The sequence below is a fragment of the Enterobacter cloacae complex sp. P40C2 genome, assembly GCF_014930695.1.
Taxonomy (GTDB): Bacteria; Pseudomonadota; Gammaproteobacteria; order Enterobacterales; family Enterobacteriaceae; genus Enterobacter; species Enterobacter pasteurii.
The window spans coordinates 1,027,582-1,051,805 of record NZ_JADBRP010000001.1 but is presented as its reverse complement, the minus strand read 5'-3'; the positions used below and the strand labels follow the sequence as shown (position 1 = coordinate 1,051,805).

The following is a 24,224-nucleotide window of genomic DNA, read 5'->3' as shown; positions in this document are numbered from 1 at the left end:
TTCGCTCCGTCACTGGTATTCAAGATCGATTGTGGCGATGGTATTGGCTTTCCCCGCGGTGACGGTGGCATCCGTCTGGTAATACTGCACGGCGAAGGGAATGGCATCCGGCACGTCAGGTGCAGTTCTTCCACCAACCGGGATAGGGAAGTCGTATTTAAGATCGACACCGTCAAGCAGCATTCGCACCCCGACGCCCGTGGCGCTGTCGCTGCCGGGCGTAAGGTTCAGGACATCACCAAACTGGCCGTTAACGCCGTTCGCGCTGGTCACCGAGGCCGTAAGGTTGACCTCTTCCGTGCAGGTGGCGGTGATGCTGAAATACTTCCAGGCCGTATAGCTGCCCACGTGGGTAAACTGTGATACCGGGAAATCGCCGAGTGAGACCGTCAGATTGAGGGGATCGATGGAGCAGGTCGCCGTTCTTTCGCTAACCGTGGCGGAATAGTGGCTCGTATTTCGCGCGCCAGAGATACCGACAGAACGAAAAACGCCGAATCCAAAGGGATCCATCGCCACCGACAGGGTGCCGCTCCCGATGTGTGACGCCGTTTTGATTAAGCGCTGGGTATAGCTGAACGAGAACGTTTGTCCGCTGTCGCTGCTGACCGTCCCGACGGGCGTCGCGGAGGTATCACATGAGTAGCCCTTTCCGCGAACGATCTGCCCGTTACTGTTCAGAAGCTCAATGCCAATGCCGTCTACGTTGGTTGAGTACACGCCCGGCATGCCCGGCACTTCCGTTCCCGTTCCGTAATAGCAGGAAATAATGGTGTGATTAGTCATTGGCCCGACACAGCTGCCGTTAACGGTGTGCGTCTTTGCCGACCCCGGGATGATGCCGCCAATGTCGAGGGTCGTGGGGACGGAAAGCGTGCCGGCGTCCAGGGTATAAGGCAGGTCGGTGCTGTCACAGGTGGTTGCCGCCTGCGCATGGGGCATCAGGCACGCGCCTGAGAGCAAGACAGCCAGCGCAAAGGCATATCTAAATATGTTCATTTTTACCTCGAAAAGTCTCATACGCACCGCGCCGTAACGTTAATAACAGCCCCGTCGTCTTTTGCGGGAAGGTGATAGGTTGCGGAGCAGCGGCTGTCGGCGGTTTTCCCCCAGCTGACGTCAACCCTGCCTTTTTTCTGCATGCCGGTCATATATACCTGCCCGCCATCGCCCACGATAAATTCGCCCTCCTGATGGGGCTGCGATGCCGTTGCGCCGAACGGGATCGCGCGTCCGTCCGCGCGTTTCAGCGTAATTAACACCCGGCTGCCCACGTGCGTTTCGTAATGCGCGCGAACAATCGCCCCGCGCGTCGGCGTTACGGTTTTTGCGGCCTGAGCAACGTCCGCCTTTTCCGGCAGCGTTTCGGTGTTGAGCGCAAGGGTGTTATGGCGGTATGGCGACACGTACGGCACGATGGCATAGCCGCGGAAATCGGTGCTCACGCCGGTCTGATTGGTAATGTTCGTGTCGTCTGCGCCCGGCGCTTCGACCAGCGCGGCCGTCTCGCCCATCGGCTGGCCCAGCGTGACGCCATGCGCATGGGCGATCATGCTGCCCTGAAGGCCGACGTTAAGCTGCTGCTGCTGGCTATCCTGTGAATATCCGGCGCTCACCTCCCCGTAGGTGCCTTTGTAATCAGCGTTCAGGCTGGTGCTGTCGCCGCTGCTCTGACCGTGGCTCTGCTGGACGCCCCAGCTGAGGTTATCGCCGGCGAGCGCGGTGCCGTTCAGGCCCACGCTTTGGGTGGAGTCGTGTTTCGTGCTGTTCAGGTTGTAGTTGACCCAGGTGTTGCGAAGCCAGCGATCGAGCGGCACGGAGACGTTAAAGGCGATGGTCTGCTCGCTGGTTTTCTCGTTATTGTCGTCGCTGCCGTCACGGGTGTTTTTATTGAGTCCGTAGTTCAGGCCGTAGCTCACCCCGTGCCAGGAGTTGTTATAGCCGACGTTCACTGACGTCATGCTTTCGCTGGAATTCCAGTAGTTCTCCTTCACCAGGCTCAGGGTCAGGGATCCAAACCTTCCGCCCAGGGACTGATCGACGGTGGCCTCTTCCCGGCTGCGTCGGGTGTCCGGCATTTCCCGGTCGTCATTGCGGGTATGCGAATCCAGGGTGTCCTGTAGCGTATAAAACCCTTTGCTGTTGTAGCGGTAGCCGGCAATGGAAAAATGGGTGCCGGTGGTGGCGAAATCTTTGCTGTAGCGGATGCGCCAGGAGCGCCCGTGGGTCGGCGCCTTGTCCTGCATCTCTGATTTGGCACCGGTGACATCCACCGAAAACGCGCCGAGATCGCCGATATTCTTACCGACTCCCAGCGCCAGGGCATCGTAATACTGGCTGGCCTGCACGCCGCCGTAGGCCGTAAAGCCGTAAGGCAATCCGTAGATTGCCGTACCCTGCATGAAAGGCGTTTTTTCGACGTCGCTGTCGTAGCTGCGGTAGCGTCCTGCGGTGAGGCTGTACTTAAAGCGGCCCTCACGCTGCAATACCGGCACCGAAGCGTAGGGCACCACAAAATGCTGTTCGCTGCCGTCGGTCTCTTTCACGGTGACGTTTAAGTCCCCGCTGCCGCCGGTGGGGTAGAGGTCGTTTATTTCAAACGGGCCCGGCGCAACGTAGTTTTGATAGATGACGTAGCCGTTCTGGCGGACGATAACCTGGGCGTTGCTGTGTGCCGTTCCGCGGATGACGGGGGCAAAACCTTTCATGCTGTCCGGCAGCATATCGTCGTCCGACGCGATCTGCGCCCCGGTGAATGAAATGCTGTCAAACACGTCCGAAGGCGACGAGCTTTGCCCGAATTTAACGCTGCTGCCAAGGGAAATAATATCCCGCTGGACGTAGGTGTACACGGAAGAAAACTGGCTATCCGCGTCACCGTCTCCGCTGGTTTTGCTCCAGGTGGAGTAGTTTCGCAAACGCCACGCCCCGAGGTTAAGACCGGGACGCAGGTTAAGAAACTCGCTGCGCTGGTCTGTGCCGTTCTCGCCCTTGCCGCGGTTGTCCCCGGCGGTAAAGCTATAGTTCAGCAGCAGGGCGTTGATCCCCTCGTCATACTCCTGCGGGTCGACATAGTCGCGCGGCACCCGGGTAATAGCGGTCTGCGGGATGCTTAACAGCAGCTGCTGAGGGTTAACGTGAAACGTGGCGCTGGCGGAGGGGATAACGCTCAGGTCAATGCACTGCGCCTTATCATCCTGCACGAATTTATCAATTTTAATGCCGAAGCTTTTTAACTGGGCCGCGCTCAGGCACGGCTGCAGCGTCGATTTTCCGCTGGCGTCTTTCTTTAGCGTGAACTCAATCTCTTTACTGGCGACTTTATTATTATTGACGTAGACGTCGACGTGATATTTACCGGGAGCCTGGCCGGGGCCGATCTCGTAAATACTGAGATCGGTTTTTCCCTGTCCGGGGTTGTCAATATCCAGAAGTGCCGGGTTGAAATAATCATCGGCCAGAACTTTTTGCACGCAAACGCCCAGCAGGGTACAGCCCAGCGCAATTAGCATTGAGCGTCCGTGCTGTTTGGGTGGTTCGGTGCTATATTCCCAGCGCATAATGATGTTCAGATATTCCCGGCGAGTTAGTTAATCTTTGCGGTATAAGACGGGCTAATGCCGCCGTAGTCATTAATGATTTTCCAGCTCACCGAGCGCGCGGTGATATTCCCCGGGGTAGCAAAACGCGTTTCGCCGTTGGGAGCTGCATAGGTGACTTTGTCAACCTTTTTACCGTCCAGCTTTATTTCCTGGAAGTTCATATAAAATGGCGTAGGGTTGTTGACAATAAGCTGGTTGCCCTGCATGTGCCAGGATAAATGCGCGGCAACATCCTCCGGTTTACCGGTAATACCCGCCGGGCGATAGATAAGCTTAATTCGGGTTTTAATGGCAATTTGTAACGTGTTGCTAATTTCATTGCGCTTAGAAGACGGAATGGATTTAATATTTAGCCAGAAAAGCGATTCACGATCGGCAGGCAAATTTCCCCCGGTCCGGATGATGCGCAGAACGTTGTCCTGTTTACCGTCCAGACGGAACAGCGGCGGTGTGATTAAAAACGGTGCTTTCTCCCGCGCGTTATCTTCCGTCTCTACCCATGACTGCACCAGATAATCAAGATTGTCCGGGTTGCTGATACCAATGGAAGATTCTTTTTTATTTTCCGGGTATACCACGCGCGTGCCGCCGATGGTAATTCCGGCGTGCGCGGCAGTGGTGATGAATAAAAAGGAGGAGAGCAGAAGATATTTGCGCATAGCGACACCGTAATAAAGAAGTAACAGATATTAGCCACTGGGGTAGCTAATATCTGTTTTATTAGTTGTAAACGATGGTGAAGGTTGATGCGGCGTTCGCCAGCCCGGCAGAAACGATCTCTCCGGTCTGGATATAGCGTGCGCCAAACTGTAAATCGTTCGTTGTGGCACCTGGCGTGAGCGCATATTCTGTGGAAGCAGTATATAAGCTCAGCGGGTTTTGGGTTTTATCCAGCAGCTGGACTCCCACTCCCGACGCCGCGCCTGTTCCTGACGTAACCGCAAGGATATCCTTATTGTTACCGTCAGGCGTCCCACCGAAAGTCACTGAGGCGCTGGTGACCGTTTCAGGACAATCTTTGAGTTGAATGCTAAAGCGGGTTGTCGACGTCGTCGAACCACTTCCCGTAAATGCAGATTTAGCCACCTTACCTAATGAAACATTAAGTGGGTTGCTTAAACCATTTACAACAGTACATGCGGAATCAATAATTTCACCCGTGAAATTAATTTGTCCTTCACCACTTGATGCAAATGCAGAAACGGAAGCACACGCCATCCCGGCAGCGATGCCCGCAATAATCAATTTTTTCATTTTAATCCTCTGAATGAAAGTGTGGTACTTCTCGCATTAATCATCACCTGGCTGATTAATTCGGGGCGAACTATCGCTGAGATTTATTTTTCGTTCAATTTCTCTTCAGACCATTTTTATCCTCGAAGCGTCTGCTCCAGCACCTAAGGGCGGAAAATGATTACCCGCTCGACATTTATCAGGGCTATAGTATCTGCATAGAGCCGCAAGGAGAGATGTCGTGGATTATCGTAAAATTATCAAAGAGGTAGGACGTGGAAAGAACCATGCCCGCGACCTGGATCGGGAAACGGCCCGGGCCCTGTACACCCATATGCTAAACGGTGATGTCCCCGATCTGGAGATGGGCGGTATCCTGATTGCGCTACGCATTAAAGGTGAAGGTGAAGCGGAGATGCGCGGCTTTTATGAAGCCATGCAGGCGCAAACGCTGCGCTTAACGCCGCCGGCGGCAAAACCGATGCCGATTGTGATCCCAAGCTATAACGGTGCCCGCAAGCAGGCAAACCTGACGCCTCTGCTGGCAATACTGCTGCACAGGCTCGGATTCCCGGTTGTTGTGCATGGCGTAACGGAAGATCCAACCCGCACCCTGACTGAGACAATCTTCGATCTGCTGGGCATAGCGCCAACCCTGCACGCCGGGCAGGCGCAGGCCAGGCTTGACGGACATCAGCCGGTCTACATTCCGGTCGGGGCGCTGTGTCCTCCGCTGGAAAAGCAGCTGGATATGCGCTGGCGTATGGGGGTCCGTAACAGCGCCCACACGCTGGCAAAGCTGGCGACACCGTTTGCTGAAGATGCGGCGCTGCGCCTTTCCAGCGTATCGCACCCGGAATACGTCACCCGCGTGGGTAAATTCTTTGAGGACATTGGCGGAAGGGCGCTGTTAATGCACGGGACGGAAGGGGAAGTGTACGCCAATCCCCAGCGTTGCCCTCAGCTCATGCTTATTGATTCCACCGGAACGCGCGCCATTCTGGAACGCGGCGAGGAGAATACCGGCGTGATATTGCCCGAGGCGAAAGATCCGCATACGACCGCTAACTGGATTGAGCAATGCCTCGCCGGAAACGTGCCTGTTCCACACTCCATCAGGCTGCAAATGGCGTGCTGCCTGGTGGCGACAGGGGAAGCGGAGACGGTGGAAGCGGGAATGCAGCGCGTGGCGCAGTCGTTTTAAGCAAAAAAAAGCCCGTCCAGTGGCGGACGGGCAAACAAAGGGTAACAACAACAGGGTCAATGAGGGTTGGAGCATCTCACCAGAGGGATGGTGAGGGTGGAGCATAATTCATTCGATTATTTGTAGATAACCGCGGTACCGCTCAGTTTGTTATTACCGTTAGCGGAGGTAATGGTGTATCCACTTGCGCCGGCAGCCGCTGCTTTCTCAGCCAGTTTTGCTTCCAGACCGTCCAGCGTGGTCGCGCCTTCAGCACTCACCACACCGATTTTGTTCAGGCTCTGCGCCTGAGTGGAAGAGACCGGCTCTACGGCGAAAGCGCCGAAGGACAGAGCGGACAGGGCAACAGCTGCAACAGCATATTTGATAGTTTTCATTGTTAAATTCTCGCAGGTTATTCTGTTAAGGGGACGATGTTCCGTCGATGTGATAAGTATCACGCTTTTTTGCGGAAGATAAAATCGAAGAGAATTGACGTGGTTGCTCAAAAAATTTGAATGACAAATAACTTATTGATTACTAATAAATTCGCAGGTGCGATTTACACTTCTTGCGGCTGCGCTTTACAGAAGCGCTGAGAAGGGCACGTTTTGCTACGCGGTTCGCTGAAAGTCGTGAGCGTAAAGCTAAGCGCTTGCGCGGTTAACTTAGGTAAAGGAAAGTCAACGTAACTGGCTGTCTTTCGATCCTCTACGATTATATCCTGAATGTGATGCGTTTTTTGAATCTTTCTCCTGCTGGCAGGCAATGCAAAGCCGTACGCCGGGAATGGCCTTACGGCGCGCCTCGGGAATGGGTTCCCCGCACTCCTCGCATTCAGCCAGGCTTTCGCCGCGCGGAATTTCACCGCGTGCGCGCGCTACGGCATCTTCAATAGTACTGTTGATCTGTTCGTTAACGGCGTCGTCATTCGCCCAACCGGAAGCCATGCTGTTCCCCTGAGTGGTTTAAGCCATATTATTAATATGGGGTTAAAAAACGCGCAGACAAGGCGCAAAGAAAGAGAACTGCATCCGTCGGGCAGATGCAGTTCGGGACTTGAAGGGGTTATTTATAGATGGTCGCCGTGCCGTACATATGGTTATCCCCGCCGGCGGCGTTCACCACAAACCCTTTAGCCCCTTCCTGACGGGCTTTTTCAGCCAGCTTGTCCTGAAGGTCATCAAGGTTGCTCGCCCGGCTGACGGAGACGGTCCCGGCCGCACGCAGCTGGCTGGTGTCGTTGCCGTTGGTCAGGGGTTGAACGGACCAGGCAGAGAACGAGGCGCCTGCCAGCGCACCCACAATAATAAAGGTCAGATACTTTTTCATAATCACATCCTCAGGAGGGAAACAACAGGTGATTCCCCTTAAGTTTAGAAGCCTGACGAGTGTGATTTAGCGCAAAAATTTGATGATGATCTGCTTATTTTTTGAACGATATAATCTGACATTTTCTTGACAGATCATAGACATACAGGCCACTGATTTTGGTCGTTTTTTTGCGCCTCTCAGACAGATATTTACCCCTGCGCCTTCACAGGGTATCTTACGCGGCTGTTTAAAGGAGAATGCCATGACTTCCCAAAAGCCGGGATTGCACCCGCGTAACCGCCACCGTAGCCGCTACGACATGAATGCCCTGTGCCTGAGCTGCCCTCAGTTACGGGCGTTTATCGTTCAGACCCCTGCCGGTGAACCGTCGATCAACTTCGCCGATCCGCTGGCGGTTAAAGCGCTGAACAAGGCGCTGCTGGCCCACTTTTATGGCGTAGCGAACTGGGACATCCCTGAAGGCTTTCTCTGCCCACCGGTGCCGGGGCGTGCGGATTACGTCCATCACCTTGCCGATCTGCTGGCGGATGACAACGGCGGCGCGGTGCCGAACCAGGCCACCGTTCTTGATATCGGTACAGGCGCGAACCTGATCTATCCGCTGATAGGCGCGCATGAATACCAGTGGCGGTTTACCGGCAGCGAGATTGGTGCCGACGCGTTCGCCAGCGCGCAGGCCATTATCAACGCCAACCCGGGCTTAAGCCGTGCCGTTCGTCTGCGCCGTCAGAAGGACGCCGCAGCCATTTTCAACGGCATTATTCATAAGAACGAAAGCTACGATGCCACCATGTGTAACCCGCCGTTCCACGACTCGGCCGCTTCCGCACGCGCGGGAAGCGAGCGCAAGCGTCGTAATCTCGGCCAGGCTGAAGATGGTGCGCTGAACTTTGGCGGCCAGCAGCAGGAACTCTGGTGCGAGGGCGGGGAAGTGGCGTTCATTCTGCGCATGATTGCCGAAAGCAAAGGCTTTGGCCGCCAGGTGAAATGGTTTACGACGCTGGTCTCCCGTGGCGATAACCTGCCGCCGCTCTACCGCGCGCTGACCGAAGCCGGCGCCGTAAAAGTGGTGAAAAAAGAGATGGCGCAGGGCCAGAAGCAGAGCCGCTTCATCGCCTGGTCGTTTATGGACGATAACAAACGCCGCAAATAGGGTTTCAGGCCCGGCAAGCGTAGCGCCGCCGGGCAGAACGATTACAGCGTCGGCGCCTGCGGCGGTGGCGGCGTAGCCGGCGATGGCAGTACCTGATAGGTCTGTACCGGCGCGCGCACCTCCGCCAGATCGAAGTGTTTTTTCACCATGCTGTCGAGCGCGAAGCGCACCGTCCACTGCTTTAGCGGCTGGGTGGTGAACGATACGCGCAGGGTAAAGGCGGTGTTCGTCAGCCCGACGATGCCGGCGAACGACGGCTCGCCAATCACCAGCCCGCGAATATCCTCCATCTCCATCAGTTCGCTCACCGCGTCCCGCAGCGCCTGCTTCGCTTTCTCCGCGTCTTCATGGCGGTCCACGTCGTAGTTCGCCACCACCGAACCAATGCCGCGCACAAAGTTGGCAAAGGTGGTGATCGATGACCACGGAATGATGTGGTACGCCCCGGTGTCCTGACGCACGCCGACGGAGCGAATGGACATCCGCTCCACCGTGCCGGTGAGCGGCCCGATGGTGACCAGATCCCCGGTGTTCATCCCGTTCTCAAACTGGATAAAGATGCCGGTGATAATATCTTTTACCAGCGTCTGCGAACCGAAGGAGATCGCCAGCCCCAGGGCACCGGCGCCTGCCAGCAGCGGGGCGATATTTACGCCGATCTCCGACAGCACAATCATGATGGTAATGGTGCTGATGATCACCGCCAGCGCGTTGCGAAACAGCGTGAGCAGCGTGCGGGCGCGGGCGCTGGGCAGCGGCCTGCCATGCACATCCGAGACCAGACGGTTCTCAATGAGGCTTGCCAGCAGCGTCCAGCCGACGGCGGAGAAGAACAGGATCAGCGCGATACGAATAAGTATATCGACGGTCTTTTCCCCCGCGCCGTTGTGCAGCCAGTTCCAGAAATCAAACAGGCTCCACGCGTTCAGCAGCAGCATGATTGCCACGCAGACCGTCAGAATACGCGCCGCTTTCAGGGAGACCGACATCCAGCCGTTAACCCGTTTTTGCAGCTCCGGGTAATTCCGCTGAACCGGCGGCGACAGGGTAATGGTTTTCGAAAGCCAGCGGGAGAGCAGGCCGGAGACAAACGCCGCTATGCCGATAATCGCCAGGCTTTTAAACGTCGCCCCCATCATAAACTTCAGGCTGTTGCCCGGGTCGAACAGCGAGAAGAAGCACAGCACAATAAAATAGGCGCTGGCCAGCCAGTGCCACACCAGGGCAAAGGCGCGGATAAACAGGCTGAAAAAGGAGAGGGAGCGATCGGCCAGGTGCAGCAGGCTCTCGGTAATCGCTTTTTTATTATGGAAGATGAGGTACAGCGCCCAGACGGTTATACAGAGCATGATTAGCACGTTCGCCAGCGCCCCAAACTGCACGTTAACCTGGTTGGAAATAATCGGCACGGCAACCAGCAGGCCGTAACCAATTAACCCGCTCAGCACGCTGAGCCGCACCGCCCAGTATTTGGCGCTCCGATCCTGAATCGCGAAGGGGCGAAGATCCGGCACGCGCGGGCAGAAGATCAGCCGCAGAAGGGCCTTAAAGAATTCAATCAGCGCAAACGCGTTGAGGAACAGCGCCTGCTGAAAGGCGATGGTTTTGTTTCCGGTGTTAAGCCGGTCTGCCAGCAGCTGGCCGACAAACAGCGTCATCGCCAGCAGCAGCAAATCGATGATAAAGGCTCCGGTAATCATCGCCGGAAGATGTAACCAGCTGCTTTTTTGCTGATTCTTTTTACGTCCCCACTGGCCCATTTTTCGGTACAGCGGCCAGACGCACAGGCGCAGCAGCCAGTAAAAAATGAATACGGCACCTGCCAGAATGGCAAACTGCGTGGCGGCAGCGGAGAAGGTGTGGGGGTTAAAAGGCTTGTGGGATGTGCCAATCAGGTTTCGGTAGAGCTGGGCAAAACGCGACGACAGCGCTTCACCGTAGTGACGGCTAATGTCGGTGACGTTTTCCAGCACCGTTTTTTCTTCTTCGACCTGCGGCGGCGCTATGGTCGGAACCGGATCCTGAGGCGGCGTGGCGGCCACCTTCCTTAGCTGATCGATTAACTCCTGCCGGGACGTGTCGTTCTCAAGCACGTCGGCCAGGGCGCTGTACGCGGCTTTTTTCTTTTCGGCGTCTGGCTCCGGCGGTGCATTCTGCTGGGTGGCGGTGGCTCCGGTGGTGACGCCAGGAATGGTTACAGCCAGCGATGGCGCGCTAAGCAGGCTAAACAAGAGCAACAGGATCCACGGCACGGCGTCCTCCGACAAAATATCGTGCAAAATGATAAGTATAGAGGGCGAGAAGCGGAGGGGAGTTTTTGGGAACAATCCGGCGTAAAAAAGCCGGGCAAGCCCGGCTTAGCGTACTGCTGTCAGGAGACGTGCTGAAGGAATTCCTGGAGGCGCTGGCTTGGCGGGTTCGCGATCAGCGCCTGCGGATTTCCGTCTTCCGCGATACGGCCTTTATCAATGAAGATCAGACGGGACGCCACCTTTTCGGCAAAGCCGATTTCGTGGGTAACGATAACCATCGTCATGCCTTCTTCCGCCAGATCCTGCATGACCTTAAGCACCTCGTGACGCAGCTCCGGGTCGAGTGCGGAGGTTGGCTCATCAAACAGCATCATTTTTGGCTTCACCGCCAGCGCACGGGCAATCGCCACGCGCTGCTGCTGGCCGCCGGACAGCTCGGAAGGATAGTGATGGGCACGCTCCGCCAGGCCCACTTTTGCCAGCAGATCTTTCGCCAGCGTTTCGGCCGCCGCTTTGCTGGCTCCGCGCACGCGCAGCGGACCGAACATCACGTTTTCCAGCGCCGTCAGGTGCGGGAACAGGTAGAACTGCTGGAACACCATGCCCGCTTCCTGGCGGATCAGGCGCTCGTCCACTTTCGGATCGTTAACCTTCAGACCATCGACGATTAAATCGCCGCTGGTGATCTCTTCGAGCTTGTTAATGCAGCGCAGCAGGGTGGATTTACCGGAGCCGGACGGCCCGATAATGACCACCACTTCACCCTGCCTGATGTTCAAATCAATATTGTGCAGCACCTGGGTTGGGCCAAAGTGCTTGGAAACGTTTTTAAATTCAATCACAGGATTTTCATCCTTCTTTCAAGACGACGCAGAACAAAGCTCAGGAAAAGCGTGATAATCAGATAAACAACGGCGACCGCACTCCAGATTTCCAGGGCGCGGAAGTTACCCGCAATGATCTCCTGGCCCTGGCGGGTCAGCTCGGCAACGCCGATTACAATGAACAGCGAGGTGTCTTTGATACTGATAATCCACTGGTTGCCCAGCGGTGGCAGCATGCGGCGCAGCGCCAGCGGCAGGATCACGTGACGGATCGTTTCGCGACGTGAAAGGCCTAGCGCCAGGCCGGCTTCGCTGAAGCCTTTATGAATCGACAGCACCGCGCCGCGGGTGATTTCCGCAATGTAGGCACCTGAGTTGATCATGATGGTGACAACGGCGGCGCTGAACGGGTCAATGCGCAGGTCGGTGAATGCCATTGGCAGGGCGAAGTAGATAAACATCACCTGCACCACAATCGGGGTGCCGCGGATCACTTCGATGAAAACCAGTGCGATGTGGTTTGCAATCCAGCCGCCGTAGGTGCGAGCGAAACCGGCCACCAGACCGATAATCAACCCGCCAACCAGACCAAGGACCGAGATCCATAGGGTCATTTTGGCGCCTTCAAGCAAGAGAGGAATGGCAGGCCAGATGGCGCTCCAGTCAAACTGCATGATGTATTCCTGTATACCGTGGTGAAAAACAAAAAACGTAGGCCCGGCAAGCGTGAGCGCCACCGGGCGTTACAAACCTGAGATCAGGTAAAATTATTTAGGCTCGGTACCGAACCATTTTTTGTAGATTTCGTTATAGGTGCCGTTCTCTTTCAGCGTTTTCAGCGCGCCGTTCACCTTGTTACGCAGGTCGTCGCTGCCTTTCGGGAACGCGATACCGTACTGCTGTGCTTCCAGAGAATCGCCTACCGCTTTGAACTTGCCGTTGCCTGCGGTTTTGATGAAGTACAGGATGTTCGGGGTATCGTGCAGCACCGCGTCAGCGCGGTTCGTGCCGAGTTCCATATAGGCGTTGTCGATGTTCGGGAACTGACGCAGGTCTTTAGTTTTGATGTTGGCTTTCGCGTAATCAACGGAACCGGTGCCGCTCTTCACTGCGACCACTTTACCGTCCAGATCTTTCACGCTTTTTACGTCGTTGTTGTCCGCTTTCACCATCACCAGCAGGCCGCTTTTGTAGTAGCCGTCAGAGAAATCGATCGCTTTTTTACGTTCTTCGGTAATGGTGATGCCGGCCAGCGCCAGGTCAACGTTTTTGGTTTGCAGCGCCGGGATGATGCCGCTGAAGTCCATTGGCTTCAGGGTATAGTCCAGCTTAAGTTCTTTTGCGACAGCGGCCCACAGATCGACGTCAAAACCGACGTATTTATCACCCTGCTTAAATTCAAACGGTACGAACGCCGTGTCAGTCGCCACAACCAGTTTGTCGGCGGCCTGAGAGGACACCGCAAACGCCAGGGTAAGTGCAGCCAGTGAAACTTTTAATACAGACTTCATAGCATTTCCTTTTATATCCACGGGGCGATCCCCTGCGAGAACGTCAGGCACAATGAAAAAATCGTGCCAGTTTTACAACCTGTTGTTTTGCAAAGGAGATGATGTCACGCATTGCACAATAAGCGTGGCAATCCTGTTATGTTGCACCATAATGGAGCACCGTTTTGGTGCGCTTCGTTAGGGGCTTCTGACAGGGAGGTATTTAGCGCAGAATCTGACGGAAAAACAATCTTCCGTTAACGGTTGTGTGAGGTGATTATTACATTTTATTCACTTTTGCGGCCTTTTCGCCCAAAAGTGCGCACCATAAATGTGCAAAACCCCCGCCAGGGGCGAGGGCTATTCAGATAATCCGCAGGGATTATTCGATGTTGGACTCAATGAACCACAGGAACTGATCCAGGTCGCGGGAGGCGGCGGTGAAGATATCAGCAGTATCTTCATCTTTTGCTTCACCGATGGCTTTACGAACGTCGTTCGCCACGATCGCGTAGCGGTCCGCCAGCTCTTTCAGGTGATCCTGAACGGTATGAATATCCAGCGGGTAGCTTTTCAGTGGCGTTTTGCTGTTGATCACCTGCGTGGTGCCCAGCGCCACGCCGCCCAGCTGTACGGCGCGTTCGGCCATGGTATCAAGGTGTGTAACCAGTGCTGTGCGGAAGCCATCCAGCATTTCATGAACGGCAATAAAGTTTGCACCGCGCATATTCCAGTGGGCCTGTTTGGTGATCAGCGAAAGATCGATGAACTGGACCACCTGGCGATTCAGCAGCTCAATGGTTGCCTTTTTATCGCTATCCGATACATCGTTACGGGTATAAAGCAGATTAGACGCTTTCGTTTTCACCAGTTTAGCGGTACTCATAATCTCATATCCTCTTGATGTTTGTGTCCCAGGTAATTACGGAACTAAGTATAGCACCGGATTTTTTCTCTGCGGTTTGGCGCTGCCTATCGGTTTAATAGCGAAAGGATGGTTGTATTATTAACTATATGAAATAAAAGGAATCTATAAAAATTGATGCAGATCAATCTTAATTTAGGCTCTGGTAAGGAGGGCGGGTGACATATTTCAGCAATAAAGGCGACTTTGTAAGAAAGTATTTGGGCGAACGGATTCGGAGTATATTCTGCATGGCGGATGAACCATGCAGAATATAAGGGGTTAGCCGAGGTCGATTTTTTGAACCTTAGGTTCTGGACGCATGGTCAGCGTGGAGCCCATTGATGCCGCAATAATGGAGCAGAGCGCCAGCGTTTGCACCAGCGTCAGGGTTTCGCCGAGGAAAATCATTCCCGAAACGGCGGCCAGGGCGGGTTCCATGCTCATCAGGGTGCCGAAAATGCGCGTGGGCAGGCGCGTCAGGGCGATCATCTCCAGAGAGTAGGGCAGCGCCGTAGAGAGGATAGCGACCGCCAGCCCCACCGGCAGGATGGACCACTGCCATATTGAGTCCGTGGCCTGCGCCATGCCAAGCGGAACAAAAATGATGGCGGCAATCAGCGACCCTAACGCGACCGTCGCCGGACCGTGTTCTTCACCTGCACGCTGGCCGGTTAGTATGTAAACCGCCCAGCACGCCCCCGCGCCCAACGCCAGAGCGGCACCCGTTAAATCGACTTGCGACACGCTTTGACCGAGCGGCAGCAGGAACCATAGCCCCAGCACGGCAAGGATCACCCAGATAAAGTCTACCGGACGACGGGAAGAGAAGAGGGCGACGGCCAGCGGGCCGGTAAATTCAAGCGCAACCGCGATCCCCAGGGGGATGGTCTGAATTGAGAGATAGAACATATAGTTCATCCCTCCCAGCGCCAGCCCATAAAAGAGCAGGGGCAGCCGCTGCTCCTTTTTAAAGCGTAACCGCCAGGGCTTAAAGATAACCACGAGGATCAGGGTGCCTAACGCGATGCGCAGCGCCGTGACGCCCGGCGCACCGACCAGCGGAAAGAGGGATTTCGCCAGCGACGCGCCACTCTGAATGGACATCATCGCGATAAGTATCACTGCAACCGGCATCCAGACCGAAGACTTGCGGGGTAAACCAGGCATCCTTTCTCCTGTCAATTTATGTCAAATGAGGTAAAAGTGGCAGTGTAATGGAAATAAGGTGCAACGGTTGAGCTACTGTTGAAAAAAAACCAGGGAAAATCCGTAAAATGAGGAAAGGTTGATGATTTTATCGCCTGAAAGATTAGGAATAATCTGGATGAATGTAACGGCGATGGCGCGCACTATTAGCGTTAAAAGGTGAAAATCTGGAATTATTTTAACAAGATAGTGCCTTGTGGAAATGTTCTGTTACAGGAAAGGTCTCATTAGACATCGTGAAGAACAAAGAGTTTCACAGAATTTTTTGATATATTTAAAACTTACGGACTTACTTGAAGCACATTTGAGGTGGTTATGAAAAAAATTGCATGTCTTTCAGCACTGGCAGCTGTTCTGGCTGTTTCCGCAGGTACCGCGGTAGCGGCAACTTCAACTGTAACTGGTGGTTACGCTCAGAGCGATATGCAGGGCGTGATGAACAAAACCAACGGTTTCAACCTGAAGTACCGTTACGAGCAAGACAACAACCCGCTGGGCGTGATCGGTTCTTTCACCTACACCGAGAAAGATCGTACTGAAAATGGCTCTTACAATAAAGGTCAGTACTACGGCATCACCGCGGGTCCTGCTTACCGCCTGAATGACTGGGCAAGCATCTACGGTGTTGTAGGTGTTGGCTACGGTAAATTCCAGCAGACCGAAAACCAGGGTCTGAACCGTACTGCTAGCAACAGCGACTACGGTTTCTCCTATGGCGCAGGTATGCAGTTCAACCCAATCGAAAACGTTGCTCTGGACTTCTCCTATGAGCAGAGCCGTATCCGCAACGTTGACGTTGGCACCTGGATCGCGGGCGTAGGTTACCGCTTCTAATCACTTCGGTGAGCCAGTAAAAAATCCGCCCTTGTGGCGGATTTTTTTTTGAGAAGCTTAAAGCAAAACGGCAATCCATGATTGCCGCTTTTTACGTTTGTTCCCCGCAGGTGAGGGCACCAGGCCGCACGAGTCAGCGGAGATCACTTACTCTTAATATCGAAAATATCCGTCCCCAGATGGTTATAGTCAACTTTCTGTAACCTGAAGTTAGTAATGTAAACTGGCGGGCCCTTCTTCTCGGAGATAAACGGGTAATCATTTTTTATCTCCTTCGCCTTAATGCCCGTCCACTGTGAGAAGAATTTCAGAAAATCGTTGGCGGAACGGCGTGCCTTGATGATGCGATGCGTTTTGTCATCGCTCGACAGCACCATGAACGGCACCTGGAAGTTCTGCTGGAATTTATCATCGTGCGCCAGATACTGCACCTCTTTGCCGCGCTCCTTAAACGCCAGGCCGTGGTCTGAGAAATAGACCATGGAGAAGCTGTCGCCGCTATTGCGCAGCTGCGCGTACAGCTTGCTGAGCAGATCGTCGGTTTGCGTCATGGTGTAGAGGTAGCAGGAGGTCTCTTTCGACTGCACAAAGTCGGCGTACTTACCCTGCGTGCGGTCGCAGGCCTGCGGATGGGACCCCATCAGATGCAGGACAATCAGCTGCGGCTGGGTGCGCTGGGTGGCAAAAACCTGCGCCGTCATCTTCAGCAGCGCTTCATCTTTGGTATTTTTATCCGCTTCAAAGTCACCGCTCTTCAGGAACTGCACCTCGTCGGCACGCTTCGCGATGCTGGCAATAGCGGTATCGTATTCACCAATCTGCCCCTGATTTGAGAACCACCAGGTCTGGAAACCGGCGCGGTTAGCCAGCGTGACAAAATTATCCTGAAACTGCGGTTTGCCATCCACCACGCGATTAAGCGTCAGGCCGAGGGATTTCTGCGTCGAGCCGCTGGCGGCAACGTAGTCGGTAAACAGCGTGCCGTTGACGGTGCTGGCAAACGGCGTGTTGTCCCAGTGGCCGCCAAACGCGCCGAGCGCATCGCGACGCGCGCTTTCGCCGATCACCACGACGTAGGTGTGGTACTTCGGCTTCACCGCCAGCACGTTCCAGGTATCTTTCATCGTGGAAAGCTCGGCCATGCGCGCCTGCTCGTCGAGCACTTCCTCGTTATTGACCACCACGTCCTTGATGAAGCGAAACACCGGATACCCGGTATCTTTAAGCTTAAACACGCCGCCCCAGGCCAGGTTTTGTACCGGCGCGACAAAAAACGTCACCACGCTGAAGGCCAGGCACAGGCTTTCAATTTTACCCCACGCCTTTTTCGCATCCGGCTTACGGCGAACCGCAATCACCCCAAGGGCAAAAATAAAGAGGCCAACGACGTAGCTGTACCACGGGAAGATTGTCAGGATCTCCGTGGACTCTTCCATATTGGTAGAGTGCAGCGCCAGCAGGGTATTAAAGTTTGGCGCGCCATACGCCTGGCCAAACGGGAAATAGGCCGCGGCGACCAGGGAGCAGAGACCCAGAAGCACTTTCTGCACGCGCGGTGCGCTTCGCCACAGCAGGTGCAGGATGCAGGTGAACGCGACGGCATAAAGCAGGCTGAAGGGGTAGCCAAGCGCAAAGTTAATCAGCAGCGACTGCAAAAAATAAAATCCCGTCCACGGGCTTAAGGCCCGGCTGCGGGTAACAAGCGTATCAATCAGGGTTACGTTCATAGATCACTATCACGAAAACGCCATGTGCTCACCCTGGCGCCAAGGGTCAAAGCCTGCCGGACAGTGCGTGGAAAGGGAATGCGAGGTCCGCTTCAGCGAGCCGCAAATTGTGCAGGGCTGCAAGAAGATAGTGCGAGCGTGAATTAAGGTCAACAGTTGCTAAACAGATGTTTTGCGAAGGGGGCTGCAAATCCGCAAAAATAATCGGGAATTGGCCGTTTACAGGGAAAGCGTGAAGGGAAAATGAAGCGGCGTGCCGCGACGCCGCTTAGTGGGAGGATTTGTCGTCCTGGTGCGGTTTGTTGTTAAACATATCGCACAGCATGTTCAACAGCATTAAGCGCACTTTGAAGGGAGAGTGGGTAAACACGGTCATACACCTCTTGAATTCGTTCATAAGACCTCCTGATTTTTGATCCCTTCGATCCGTGAAGGTTGACTGCATTACATACAGATATAGCACAGGCTATATTGTATAGCTATGGCTAATTCGTTAATTTTTTGTGCTTGTAGAGCTATGGTTTACAATGTGCGCTCCGTTACAGGGCGCTGGAAGCGTCAACCCCATTGAGGAAGCACAATGAACCGTCGCGCAGGTAAGCCAACTAAAAAAACGACGCAACTGGTGAACGTTGAAGAGCATGTTGAAGGGTTTCGTCAGGTGCGTGAGGCGCACCGCCGGGAGCTGATTGATGATTATGTTGAGCTGATCTCCGACCTGATTCGTGAAGTCGGGGAAGCGCGTCAGGTTGATATGGCCGCACGTCTGGGCGTTTCACAGCCAACGGTTGCCAAAATGTTAAAACGTCTGGCGTCGGTAGGGCTGATCGAGATGATCCCGTGGCGCGGGGTGTTCCTCACCGCTGAAGGCGAAAAGCTGGCGCAGGAGAGCCGCGAGCGCCATCAGATCGTCGAGAATTTTTTACTGGTGCTGGGCGTGAGCCCGGAAATTGCCCGTCGGGATGCCGAAGGGATGGAACATCACGTCAGCGAAGAGACGCTGGTACGGTTCCGCGAATTTACGCTCAAATACGGTCCCTCCGCTGAATGAACATCCCCGGCCTGCAGGCCCTGAAACGCGATCGCTTTTTCCATCTGCTGCTTATTATTGGCGTCGGGTTCAGCCTGTTTGTGCCCTTTGCGCCGCAGGCCTGGCCTGCGGCCATTGACTGGCGCACCATCATCACCCTGAGCGGATTGATGATGCTCACCAAGGGCGTTGAGCTGAGCGGCTATTTCGACGTCCTGGGGCGGAAAATGGTGCGCCGCTTTGCCACCGAGCGCAGGCTGGCGCTGTTTATGGTCTTCTCGGCGGCGCTGCTGTCGACGTTTCTGACCAATGACGTGGCGCTGTTTATCGTGGTGCCGCTTACGCTCACGTTGCGTAAGCTGTGCGAAATTCCGGTGACCCGTCTGATCATTTTTGAAGCGCTGGCCGTTAACGCCGGCTCGCTGCTCACGCCGATTGGAAACCCGCAGAACATTTTGCTGTGGGGACGCTCCGGCCTGTCGTTTACCGCATTTACCTGGCAGATGGCGCCGCTGGCGCTGGCGATCGTGCTGACGCTACTGGTGGTCTGCTGGTTTGCCTTCCCCAATAAATCGCTGCAGTACCACAGCGGTACGGCCGGCCCGCAGTGGCAGCCGCGCCTGGTCTGGAGCTGCCTCGGCCTGTATATCGTTTTCCTCACCGCGCTGGAGCTAAACCAGGCCCTGGCGGGCGCGCTGCTGGTGGCGTGCGGTTTCCTGTTCCTCGCCCGGCGGGTGCTGGTGAGCGTCGACTGGACGCTGCTGCTGGTCTTTATGGCGATGTTTATCGATGTGCATCTGCTGATCCAGCTCCCGGTATTGCAGAACGTTCTCCACAGCGTAAGCGGCCTGTCCCAGGCGGGGCTGTGGCTGACGGCGATTGGTCTTTCGCAGGTCATCAGCAACGTGCCGTCCACCATTTTACTGCTTAACTATGTTCCCCCTACGGCGCTGCTGGCCTGGGCGGTTAACGTCGGTGGCTTTGGGCTGCTGCCCGGCTCGCTGGCGAACCTGATCGCCCTGCGTATGGCAAACGACCGCCGCATCTGGTGGCGCTTCCATCTCTGGTCAATCCCGATGCTGCTCTGGTCAGCGGCGGTCGGTTTCGGACTATTCCTTCTCATATAGTGCGCAATTTGTCAGTTTTTCCTGGCAAATGTATAGCAACGTCCTAGCTTTAGTGAACGGCATAGTGTGATGCCGCTCACTGACAGGACCGTTGCTGAACTATGGCAGAAGATCAAAACCCACCTGCTGACGAGCAGGAAAACAATAATAACGAGCGCAAGCGCCCGGGCAAAAAACCGTTAATTATCCTTGGCATCGTGGTCATCGTGATGGTGATTGTGGCGCTGGTGTGGTGGTTTTTGACCCGTAACGAAGAGACCACCGACGACGCCTTCACCGACGGTGACGTGGTGACGATTGCCCCTAAAACGGCGGGCTACGTTACCGAGCTTCGCGTGCGGGATAACCAGCGCGTGAAAAAAGGCGACGTGCTGGTGGTAATCGATCCTCGCGATAACATCGCCCAGCGCGATCGGGCTAAGGCCGAGCTCGGGCTGGCGCAGGCTCAGCTGCATCAGGCTCAGGCGCAGCTGGCGCTCTCGAAGGTGCAATATCCCGCCCAGCGTGACGAAGCCAGGGCTCAGGTGCTGAAAGCGCAGGCGGATATGGCGAACGCGCAGGCGGAGTATCGCCGCCAGCGCGGCGTTGACCCGCGCGCGACCACTCAGCAAAGTATCGATTCCGCGAACGCCCAGCTGCGCAGCGCGCAGGCGGGTCTTGCCAGCGCCCGGGCGCAGCTGGAGGTGGCGGAGCAGGTTCAGCTGCAAATTCGCCAGCAGGAGACCAACGTCGAAGCCCGCGAGCGGCAGGTCGACCAGGCCAGAGCGCAGCTGGAAACCGCCAACCTGAACCTCTCTTATACCGAAGTCCGCGCCCCGTTCGACGGCTTTGTGACCAAACGCAACGTGCAGCCCGGCACGCTGGTGCAGGCGGGCACGGCGCTGTTCTCGCTGGTGTCCCCGAACGTGTGGGTGGTGGCGAACTTCAAGGAGTCGCAGCTTGAGCGCATGAAGCCCGGAGATAGGGTCACCGTCTCCGTGGATGCCTGGCCGGATATGGCGCTGGAAGGCCACATCGACAGCATCCAGCAGGGCAGCGGCTCGCGCTTCTCCGCCTTCCCGTCGGAAAACACTACCGGTAACTTTGTGAAGATCGTTCAGCGCGTGCCGGTCAAAATCGTTATTGATAAAGGGCTGGATCCGAACAGGCCGCTGCCGCTGGGGCTGTCGGTTGAACCGAAGGTCACCGTGGAATGACGGACAGCAGCCACGAAAACTGGAAGCCCGCCAGCAACCCGTGGGCGGTGGCGATTGTGGTCACCCTGGCGGTGTTTATGGAAATTCTGGACACCACCATCGTCAACGTGGCGCTGCCGCACGTGGCGGGGTCGCTTTCGGCCAGCTATGACGAATCCACCTGGGTGCTCACCAGCTACCTGGTGGCGAACGGCATCGTACTGCCCATCTCGGCGTTCCTGAGCCGCCTGTTTGGCCGCAAGCAGTTCTTCCTGATCTGCATCGTCATGTTCACCATCTGCTCGTTCCTGTGCGGCATCGCCACCGAGCTGTGGCAAATCATCCTTTTCCGCGTGATGCAGGGCTTCTTCGGCGGCGGATTGCAGCCCACGCAGCAGTCGGTTTTGCTCGACTACTTCAAGCCGGAGGACAGGGGCAAAGCTTTCGGTCTTTCGTCGATTGCCATTATCGTTGCGCCGGTGCTTGGCCCGACGCTGGGCGGCTGGATCACCGATAACTACTCCTGGCGCTGGGTGTTCTTCATCAATATTCCGGTGGGGATCGTGACGGTGCTGGCGATCTACCAGCTGCTGGAAGATCCGCCGTGGGAGAAAAAATCGGAAGAGAAGCTCACCGTCGACTGGACGGGGATCGGCCTGATCGCCCTCGGTCTGGGCTGTTTGCAGGTGATGCTCGACCGGGGTGAGGACGACGACTGGTTCTACTCGAACTTTATCCGCACCTTTGCGGTGCTGACGCTGGTCGGCATTATCGGCGCGATCTACTGGCTGGTGTATGCCAAAAAGCCGGTGGTGGATCTGCACTGCATGAAGGACCGTAACTTCGCCGTCTCCAGCCTGCTGATGGCGGGGATGGCGATGATCCTGTACGGCAGCTCGGTTGTTATCCCGCAGCTGGCGCAGCAGGATTTAGGCTATACCGCCACCTGGTCCGGGCTGGTGCTGTCGCCCGGGGCGGTGCTGATCGTCTTAACTATTCCGCTGGTGCTGAAGCTGATGCCGGTGGTGCAGACGCGCTGGATCATCGCCTTTGGCTTTACCTGCCTGGCGGTGTCGTTCTTCTGGTCGCGCACGCTGACGCCGGATATTGACTTCGAAACCCTGGTGCTGTTCCGCAGCGCCCAGTCGATTGGGCTCGGGTTCCTGTTCGTGCCGCTGACCACTATCGCGTTTATCTCGATTCCGAGGCGGCTCAACGCCGATGCGGCGGCGCTGTTCACCATGTTCCGCAACGTGGCGGGCTCGATTGGCATTTCGCTCTCGACGGCGGCCATTACCGAGCGCTCGCAGGCGCACAGCGCGCACCTGGCGTATCACGCTTCGCCGTTTAACGAACAGTTCCAGCTGGCGATACGCGAAAGCGCGCAGGCGATCCAGAACTTCACCACCCAGGTGGGCGATCCGACCGGCATTGCCACCGGGCGGATGTACCAGACGATGATCGAGCAGTCGCGCTTCCTGGCCTACATCGACGTCTTCACCCTGCTGAGCGCGGTGGCCTTTTTACTGATTCCGTTTTGTTTGTTGCTCTCGCCGGTTAAGAGCGAGGGGAGTGCAGGAGCACACTGATGATACACAGACGTTTACACCCCCTGATAATAATGATGCTGCTGGTGGGCTGCGCCGTCGGGCCGGACTACCAGCAGCCCGCACCGCCTGCGACCGCGCGCTGGAACGATAAGGGCGACGGCGCGGTGAAATCGCAAACTACCTCCGCCGCGACCAATCCGCGCTGGTGGAAAACCTTCGGCTCGCCGCAGCTCGATAGCCTGGTTGAGCGCGCCATCGCCGGGAACCTGACGCTACAGCAAACGGTACTGCGCATTGCCGGCGCGCGTGAACAGATTAACCAGGCGGGCGGGGCATTTTTCCCGTCGGTGAACGGCAGCGTGCAGGCCACGCGCCAGCAGCTCGGCCTGGAAGGGGAGCTGAAATCCCACGGCGTGTACGACCAGCTGGATAACGTCGACCCGCAGCTGCGGGGGGCGTTAGGACCGCTGACGCAGCCGATCAACCTTTATCAGGGCAGCTTTGACGCCCGGTGGGAAATCGACCTGTGGGGCAAGGTGCGCCGTCAGGTGGAGGCGGCGGAGGCGCAGCAGAGGGCGGCAGTCGAGCAGCGTAACGATGCGCTGGTGTCGCTGGAGGCGGAAGTGGCTCGCGCCTGGCTACAGCTGCGTGGCGCGCAAAGCATCATCGCTACGCTCAATACCCAGATTGAGAGCGCCCGGCAGACGCTGGCGCTCACGGAGAGCCGCCAGCGCGGCGGGCTGTCACCGCAGATGGACGTGGAAAACGCCCGGGCGCAGCTGGGCACTCTTGAAGCCCAGCTGCCGCAGTATGAGGCGCAGGCGCGTCAGGCGATGAACGGCCTGGCGATCCTCCTCGGCAAGCCGCCGGGCGCGCTGGATGCTGAACTCCAGTCTTCACAGCCTATGCCCGCGTTGCCGGATATTGTGCAAACGGGCATTCCGTCAACGCTGGCGCGGCGTCGCCCGGACGTGCGCGAAGCGGAGGCGAACCTCCATGCCGCCACGGCGCAAATCGGCGTCTCGGTGGCGGAGCTGTTCCCGAGCTTTACCCTCTCCGGGCAGTTTGGCATGCGCAACAGCGAATCCGGCTGGCTGACCGACTGGAGCAGCCACTTCTACAGCTTTGGGCCGCAGGTTTCCATTCCCATTTTCCAGGGCGGTCGGCTGGTCTCCAGCGTGAAGGTGGCGCGCGCGCAGCAGGGCGCGGCGGTACTGGACTACCGTCAGACGGTGCTGACGGCCCTCGGCGACGTCGAAAATGCCCTGGTGAGCTATCGCACCGACCAGCAGCGTGAGGCGGGCCTCGCGAAAACCATCGATGCGCTGCAAAACGCCTTTGACCTGGCGAGCGACAGCTACCGGCAGGGGATCGCCAGCTTTATCGACGTGCTGGACGCCCAGCGGCAGCTGGCGCAGGCGCAGCAGCAGCGCGCGCAGGCGCAGGTGCAGAGCGCGCTTGACCTGGTGGCGCTCTACAAAGCCCTCGGCGGCGGCTGGGAGCCGTATCAGCAGGTGCAGCTCCCGGATTACGCCGTCTTTGGCGACGCCCCGCGCGGATAGATTTGGAGGATTGGGCAAGAAACGGACAGGAACG

Annotated in this window: 23 protein-coding genes; 8 read left to right on the top strand and 15 right to left on the bottom strand. The window is 56.4% G+C overall.

All coding sequences use genetic code 11. From position 1 onward, the window contains the following. Positions 1-9 precede the first annotated feature (9 nt). From IM304_RS05030 to IM304_RS05015, 4 genes are all read right to left on the bottom strand, one after another. On the bottom strand, positions 10-999 hold the full coding sequence (locus tag IM304_RS05030) for a fimbrial protein (RefSeq protein WP_227009787.1): 990 nt from the start codon (positions 997-999) through the stop codon (positions 10-12). Positions 1,000-1,016: 17 nt separating this feature from the next. Further along, on the bottom strand, positions 1,017-3,512 hold the full coding sequence (locus IM304_RS05025) for a fimbria/pilus outer membrane usher protein (RefSeq protein ID WP_227009786.1): 2,496 nt from the start codon (positions 3,510-3,512) through the stop codon (positions 1,017-1,019). A 74-nt stretch (positions 3,513-3,586) separates the two neighbouring features. Further along, on the bottom strand, positions 3,587-4,261 hold the full coding sequence (locus IM304_RS05020) for a molecular chaperone (protein WP_193356614.1): 675 nt from the start codon (positions 4,259-4,261) through the stop codon (positions 3,587-3,589). Between the two features lie 61 nt (positions 4,262-4,322). Beyond that, positions 4,323-4,856: a fimbrial protein gene (locus IM304_RS05015; RefSeq protein ID WP_148420748.1), complete on the bottom strand. Its 534-nt coding sequence runs from the start codon at positions 4,854-4,856 to the stop codon at positions 4,323-4,325. Between the two features lie 220 nt (positions 4,857-5,076). On the opposite strand from IM304_RS05015, the gene ybiB reads away from it, so the two are divergent. After that, on the top strand, positions 5,077-6,039 hold the full coding sequence (ybiB, locus tag IM304_RS05010) for a DNA-binding protein YbiB (protein ID WP_193356613.1): 963 nt from the start codon (positions 5,077-5,079) through the stop codon (positions 6,037-6,039). 116 nt (positions 6,040-6,155) lie between these two features. Here the strand turns inward: ybiB and ybiJ are convergent, their stop codons facing one another. From ybiJ to mcbA, 3 genes are all read right to left on the bottom strand, one after another. Next, positions 6,156-6,416: a DUF1471 family protein YbiJ gene (ybiJ, locus tag IM304_RS05005; RefSeq protein WP_148420746.1), complete on the bottom strand. Its 261-nt coding sequence runs from the start codon at positions 6,414-6,416 to the stop codon at positions 6,156-6,158. A 285-nt stretch (positions 6,417-6,701) separates the two neighbouring features. Next, the gene (locus tag IM304_RS05000) at positions 6,702-6,968 is read right to left on the bottom strand and encodes a DksA/TraR family C4-type zinc finger protein (protein WP_148420745.1); all 267 of its coding nucleotides are present in this window, start codon (positions 6,966-6,968) and stop codon (positions 6,702-6,704) included. Between the two features lie 118 nt (positions 6,969-7,086). Next, entirely contained in the window at positions 7,087-7,350 is a 264-nt protein-coding gene (mcbA, locus tag IM304_RS04995; RefSeq protein WP_193356612.1) for a DUF1471 family periplasmic protein McbA, read from the bottom strand. A 244-nt stretch (positions 7,351-7,594) separates the two neighbouring features. On the opposite strand from mcbA, the gene rlmF reads away from it, so the two are divergent. After that, positions 7,595-8,506: a 23S rRNA (adenine(1618)-N(6))-methyltransferase RlmF gene (gene rlmF, locus IM304_RS04990; RefSeq protein ID WP_193356611.1), complete on the top strand. Its 912-nt coding sequence runs from the start codon at positions 7,595-7,597 to the stop codon at positions 8,504-8,506. A 41-nt stretch (positions 8,507-8,547) separates the two neighbouring features. Here rlmF and ybiO read toward each other — a convergent pair whose 3' ends face one another. The 6 genes from ybiO to rhtA all read right to left on the bottom strand — a co-directional run bounded on the left by ybiO (position 8,548) and on the right by rhtA (position 15,146). Further along, positions 8,548-10,758, bottom strand: coding sequence for a mechanosensitive channel protein (gene ybiO, locus IM304_RS04985; protein WP_148420859.1), 2,211 nt, complete (start codon positions 10,756-10,758; stop codon positions 8,548-8,550). 119 nt (positions 10,759-10,877) lie between these two features. Further along, the gene (glnQ, locus tag IM304_RS04980; protein WP_022647522.1) at positions 10,878-11,600 is read right to left on the bottom strand and encodes a glutamine ABC transporter ATP-binding protein GlnQ; all 723 of its coding nucleotides are present in this window, start codon (positions 11,598-11,600) and stop codon (positions 10,878-10,880) included. Continuing rightward, positions 11,597-12,256, bottom strand: a complete 660-nt coding sequence (glnP, locus tag IM304_RS04975) for a glutamine ABC transporter permease GlnP (RefSeq protein WP_193356610.1) — start codon at positions 12,254-12,256, stop codon at positions 11,597-11,599. The genes glnQ and glnP overlap by 4 nt, the downstream gene beginning before the upstream one ends. Before the next feature lie 93 nt (positions 12,257-12,349). Then, positions 12,350-13,093, bottom strand: coding sequence for a glutamine ABC transporter substrate-binding protein GlnH (gene glnH / locus IM304_RS04970; protein WP_003858455.1), 744 nt, complete (start codon positions 13,091-13,093; stop codon positions 12,350-12,352). A gap of 361 nt (positions 13,094-13,454) precedes the next feature. Then, positions 13,455-13,958, bottom strand: coding sequence for a DNA starvation/stationary phase protection protein Dps (gene dps, locus IM304_RS04965; RefSeq protein WP_000100801.1), 504 nt, complete (start codon positions 13,956-13,958; stop codon positions 13,455-13,457). Between the two features lie 300 nt (positions 13,959-14,258). Then, positions 14,259-15,146 carry a threonine/homoserine exporter RhtA gene (rhtA, locus tag IM304_RS04960; protein WP_193356609.1) on the bottom strand — a complete coding sequence of 296 codons (888 nt, stop codon included), beginning with the start codon at positions 15,144-15,146 and terminating at the stop codon, positions 14,259-14,261. 354 nt (positions 15,147-15,500) lie between these two features. On the opposite strand from rhtA, the gene ompX reads away from it, so the two are divergent. Continuing rightward, positions 15,501-16,019 carry an outer membrane protein OmpX gene (ompX, locus tag IM304_RS04955; protein ID WP_003858450.1) on the top strand — a complete coding sequence of 173 codons (519 nt, stop codon included), beginning with the start codon at positions 15,501-15,503 and terminating at the stop codon, positions 16,017-16,019. A gap of 143 nt (positions 16,020-16,162) precedes the next feature. Here the strand turns inward: ompX and IM304_RS04950 are convergent, their stop codons facing one another. Together IM304_RS04950 and mntS are read right to left on the bottom strand one after the other, a co-directional pair. Further along, the gene (locus IM304_RS04950) at positions 16,163-17,746 is read right to left on the bottom strand and encodes a phosphoethanolamine transferase (protein WP_193356608.1); all 1,584 of its coding nucleotides are present in this window, start codon (positions 17,744-17,746) and stop codon (positions 16,163-16,165) included. A gap of 268 nt (positions 17,747-18,014) precedes the next feature. Further along, positions 18,015-18,143: a manganase accumulation protein MntS gene (gene mntS, locus IM304_RS04945; RefSeq protein ID WP_032645368.1), complete on the bottom strand. Its 129-nt coding sequence runs from the start codon at positions 18,141-18,143 to the stop codon at positions 18,015-18,017. Positions 18,144-18,326: 183 nt separating this feature from the next. On the opposite strand from mntS, the gene mntR reads away from it, so the two are divergent. From mntR to IM304_RS04920, 5 genes are all read left to right on the top strand, one after another. Then, a complete protein-coding gene (gene mntR / locus IM304_RS04940) occupies positions 18,327-18,797 on the top strand; it encodes a manganese-binding transcriptional regulator MntR (RefSeq protein WP_148420737.1) in 471 nt (156 codons plus the stop codon). Next, a complete protein-coding gene (locus tag IM304_RS04935) occupies positions 18,794-19,903 on the top strand; it encodes an anion transporter (RefSeq protein WP_193356607.1) in 1,110 nt (369 codons plus the stop codon). The genes mntR and IM304_RS04935 overlap by 4 nt, the downstream gene beginning before the upstream one ends. A gap of 101 nt (positions 19,904-20,004) precedes the next feature. Further along, positions 20,005-21,099 (top strand): HlyD family secretion protein, encoded by a 1,095-nt coding sequence (locus IM304_RS04930; RefSeq protein WP_193356606.1) that lies wholly within the window; start codon positions 20,005-20,007, stop codon positions 21,097-21,099. Then, positions 21,096-22,667: a DHA2 family efflux MFS transporter permease subunit gene (locus IM304_RS04925; RefSeq protein WP_193356605.1), complete on the top strand. Its 1,572-nt coding sequence runs from the start codon at positions 21,096-21,098 to the stop codon at positions 22,665-22,667. Before IM304_RS04930 ends, IM304_RS04925 begins: the two co-directional genes overlap by 4 nt. Then, positions 22,667-24,190, top strand: a complete 1,524-nt coding sequence (locus IM304_RS04920; RefSeq protein ID WP_193356604.1) for an efflux transporter outer membrane subunit — start codon at positions 22,667-22,669, stop codon at positions 24,188-24,190. The genes IM304_RS04925 and IM304_RS04920 overlap by 1 nt, the downstream gene beginning before the upstream one ends. The last annotated feature ends 34 nt before the right edge of the window (positions 24,191-24,224 follow it).

What these genes read in the sequence shown, in the direction of transcription:
- IM304_RS04935 (WP_193356607.1), top strand. Translation starts at nt 18,794, where the DNA reads ATGAACATCCCCGGCCTGCAGGCCCTGAAACGCGATCGCTTTTTCCAT.
- IM304_RS05015 (WP_148420748.1), bottom strand. Translation starts at nt 4,856, where the DNA reads ATGAAAAAATTGATTATTGCGGGCATCGCTGCCGGGATGGCGTGTGCT.
- ompX (WP_003858450.1), top strand. Translation starts at nt 15,501, where the DNA reads ATGAAAAAAATTGCATGTCTTTCAGCACTGGCAGCTGTTCTGGCTGTT.
- IM304_RS04920 (WP_193356604.1), top strand. Translation starts at nt 22,667, where the DNA reads ATGATACACAGACGTTTACACCCCCTGATAATAATGATGCTGCTGGTG.
- rlmF (WP_193356611.1), top strand. Translation starts at nt 7,595, where the DNA reads ATGACTTCCCAAAAGCCGGGATTGCACCCGCGTAACCGCCACCGTAGC.
- IM304_RS05020 (WP_193356614.1), bottom strand. Translation starts at nt 4,261, where the DNA reads ATGCGCAAATATCTTCTGCTCTCCTCCTTTTTATTCATCACCACTGCC.
- mcbA (WP_193356612.1), bottom strand. Translation starts at nt 7,350, where the DNA reads ATGAAAAAGTATCTGACCTTTATTATTGTGGGTGCGCTGGCAGGCGCC.
- mntR (WP_148420737.1), top strand. Translation starts at nt 18,327, where the DNA reads ATGAACCGTCGCGCAGGTAAGCCAACTAAAAAAACGACGCAACTGGTG.
- IM304_RS05000 (WP_148420745.1), bottom strand. Translation starts at nt 6,968, where the DNA reads ATGGCTTCCGGTTGGGCGAATGACGACGCCGTTAACGAACAGATCAAC.
- IM304_RS04925 (WP_193356605.1), top strand. Translation starts at nt 21,096, where the DNA reads ATGACGGACAGCAGCCACGAAAACTGGAAGCCCGCCAGCAACCCGTGG.
- ybiJ (WP_148420746.1), bottom strand. Translation starts at nt 6,416, where the DNA reads ATGAAAACTATCAAATATGCTGTTGCAGCTGTTGCCCTGTCCGCTCTG.
- IM304_RS04950 (WP_193356608.1), bottom strand. Translation starts at nt 17,746, where the DNA reads ATGAACGTAACCCTGATTGATACGCTTGTTACCCGCAGCCGGGCCTTA.
- IM304_RS05030 (WP_227009787.1), bottom strand. Translation starts at nt 999, where the DNA reads ATGAACATATTTAGATATGCCTTTGCGCTGGCTGTCTTGCTCTCAGGC.
- rhtA (WP_193356609.1), bottom strand. Translation starts at nt 15,146, where the DNA reads ATGCCTGGTTTACCCCGCAAGTCTTCGGTCTGGATGCCGGTTGCAGTG.
- IM304_RS05025 (WP_227009786.1), bottom strand. Translation starts at nt 3,512, where the DNA reads ATGCTAATTGCGCTGGGCTGTACCCTGCTGGGCGTTTGCGTGCAAAAA.
- glnP (WP_193356610.1), bottom strand. Translation starts at nt 12,256, where the DNA reads ATGCAGTTTGACTGGAGCGCCATCTGGCCTGCCATTCCTCTCTTGCTT.
- glnH (WP_003858455.1), bottom strand. Translation starts at nt 13,093, where the DNA reads ATGAAGTCTGTATTAAAAGTTTCACTGGCTGCACTTACCCTGGCGTTT.
- dps (WP_000100801.1), bottom strand. Translation starts at nt 13,958, where the DNA reads ATGAGTACCGCTAAACTGGTGAAAACGAAAGCGTCTAATCTGCTTTAT.
- mntS (WP_032645368.1), bottom strand. Translation starts at nt 18,143, where the DNA reads ATGAACGAATTCAAGAGGTGTATGACCGTGTTTACCCACTCTCCCTTC.
- IM304_RS04930 (WP_193356606.1), top strand. Translation starts at nt 20,005, where the DNA reads ATGGCAGAAGATCAAAACCCACCTGCTGACGAGCAGGAAAACAATAAT.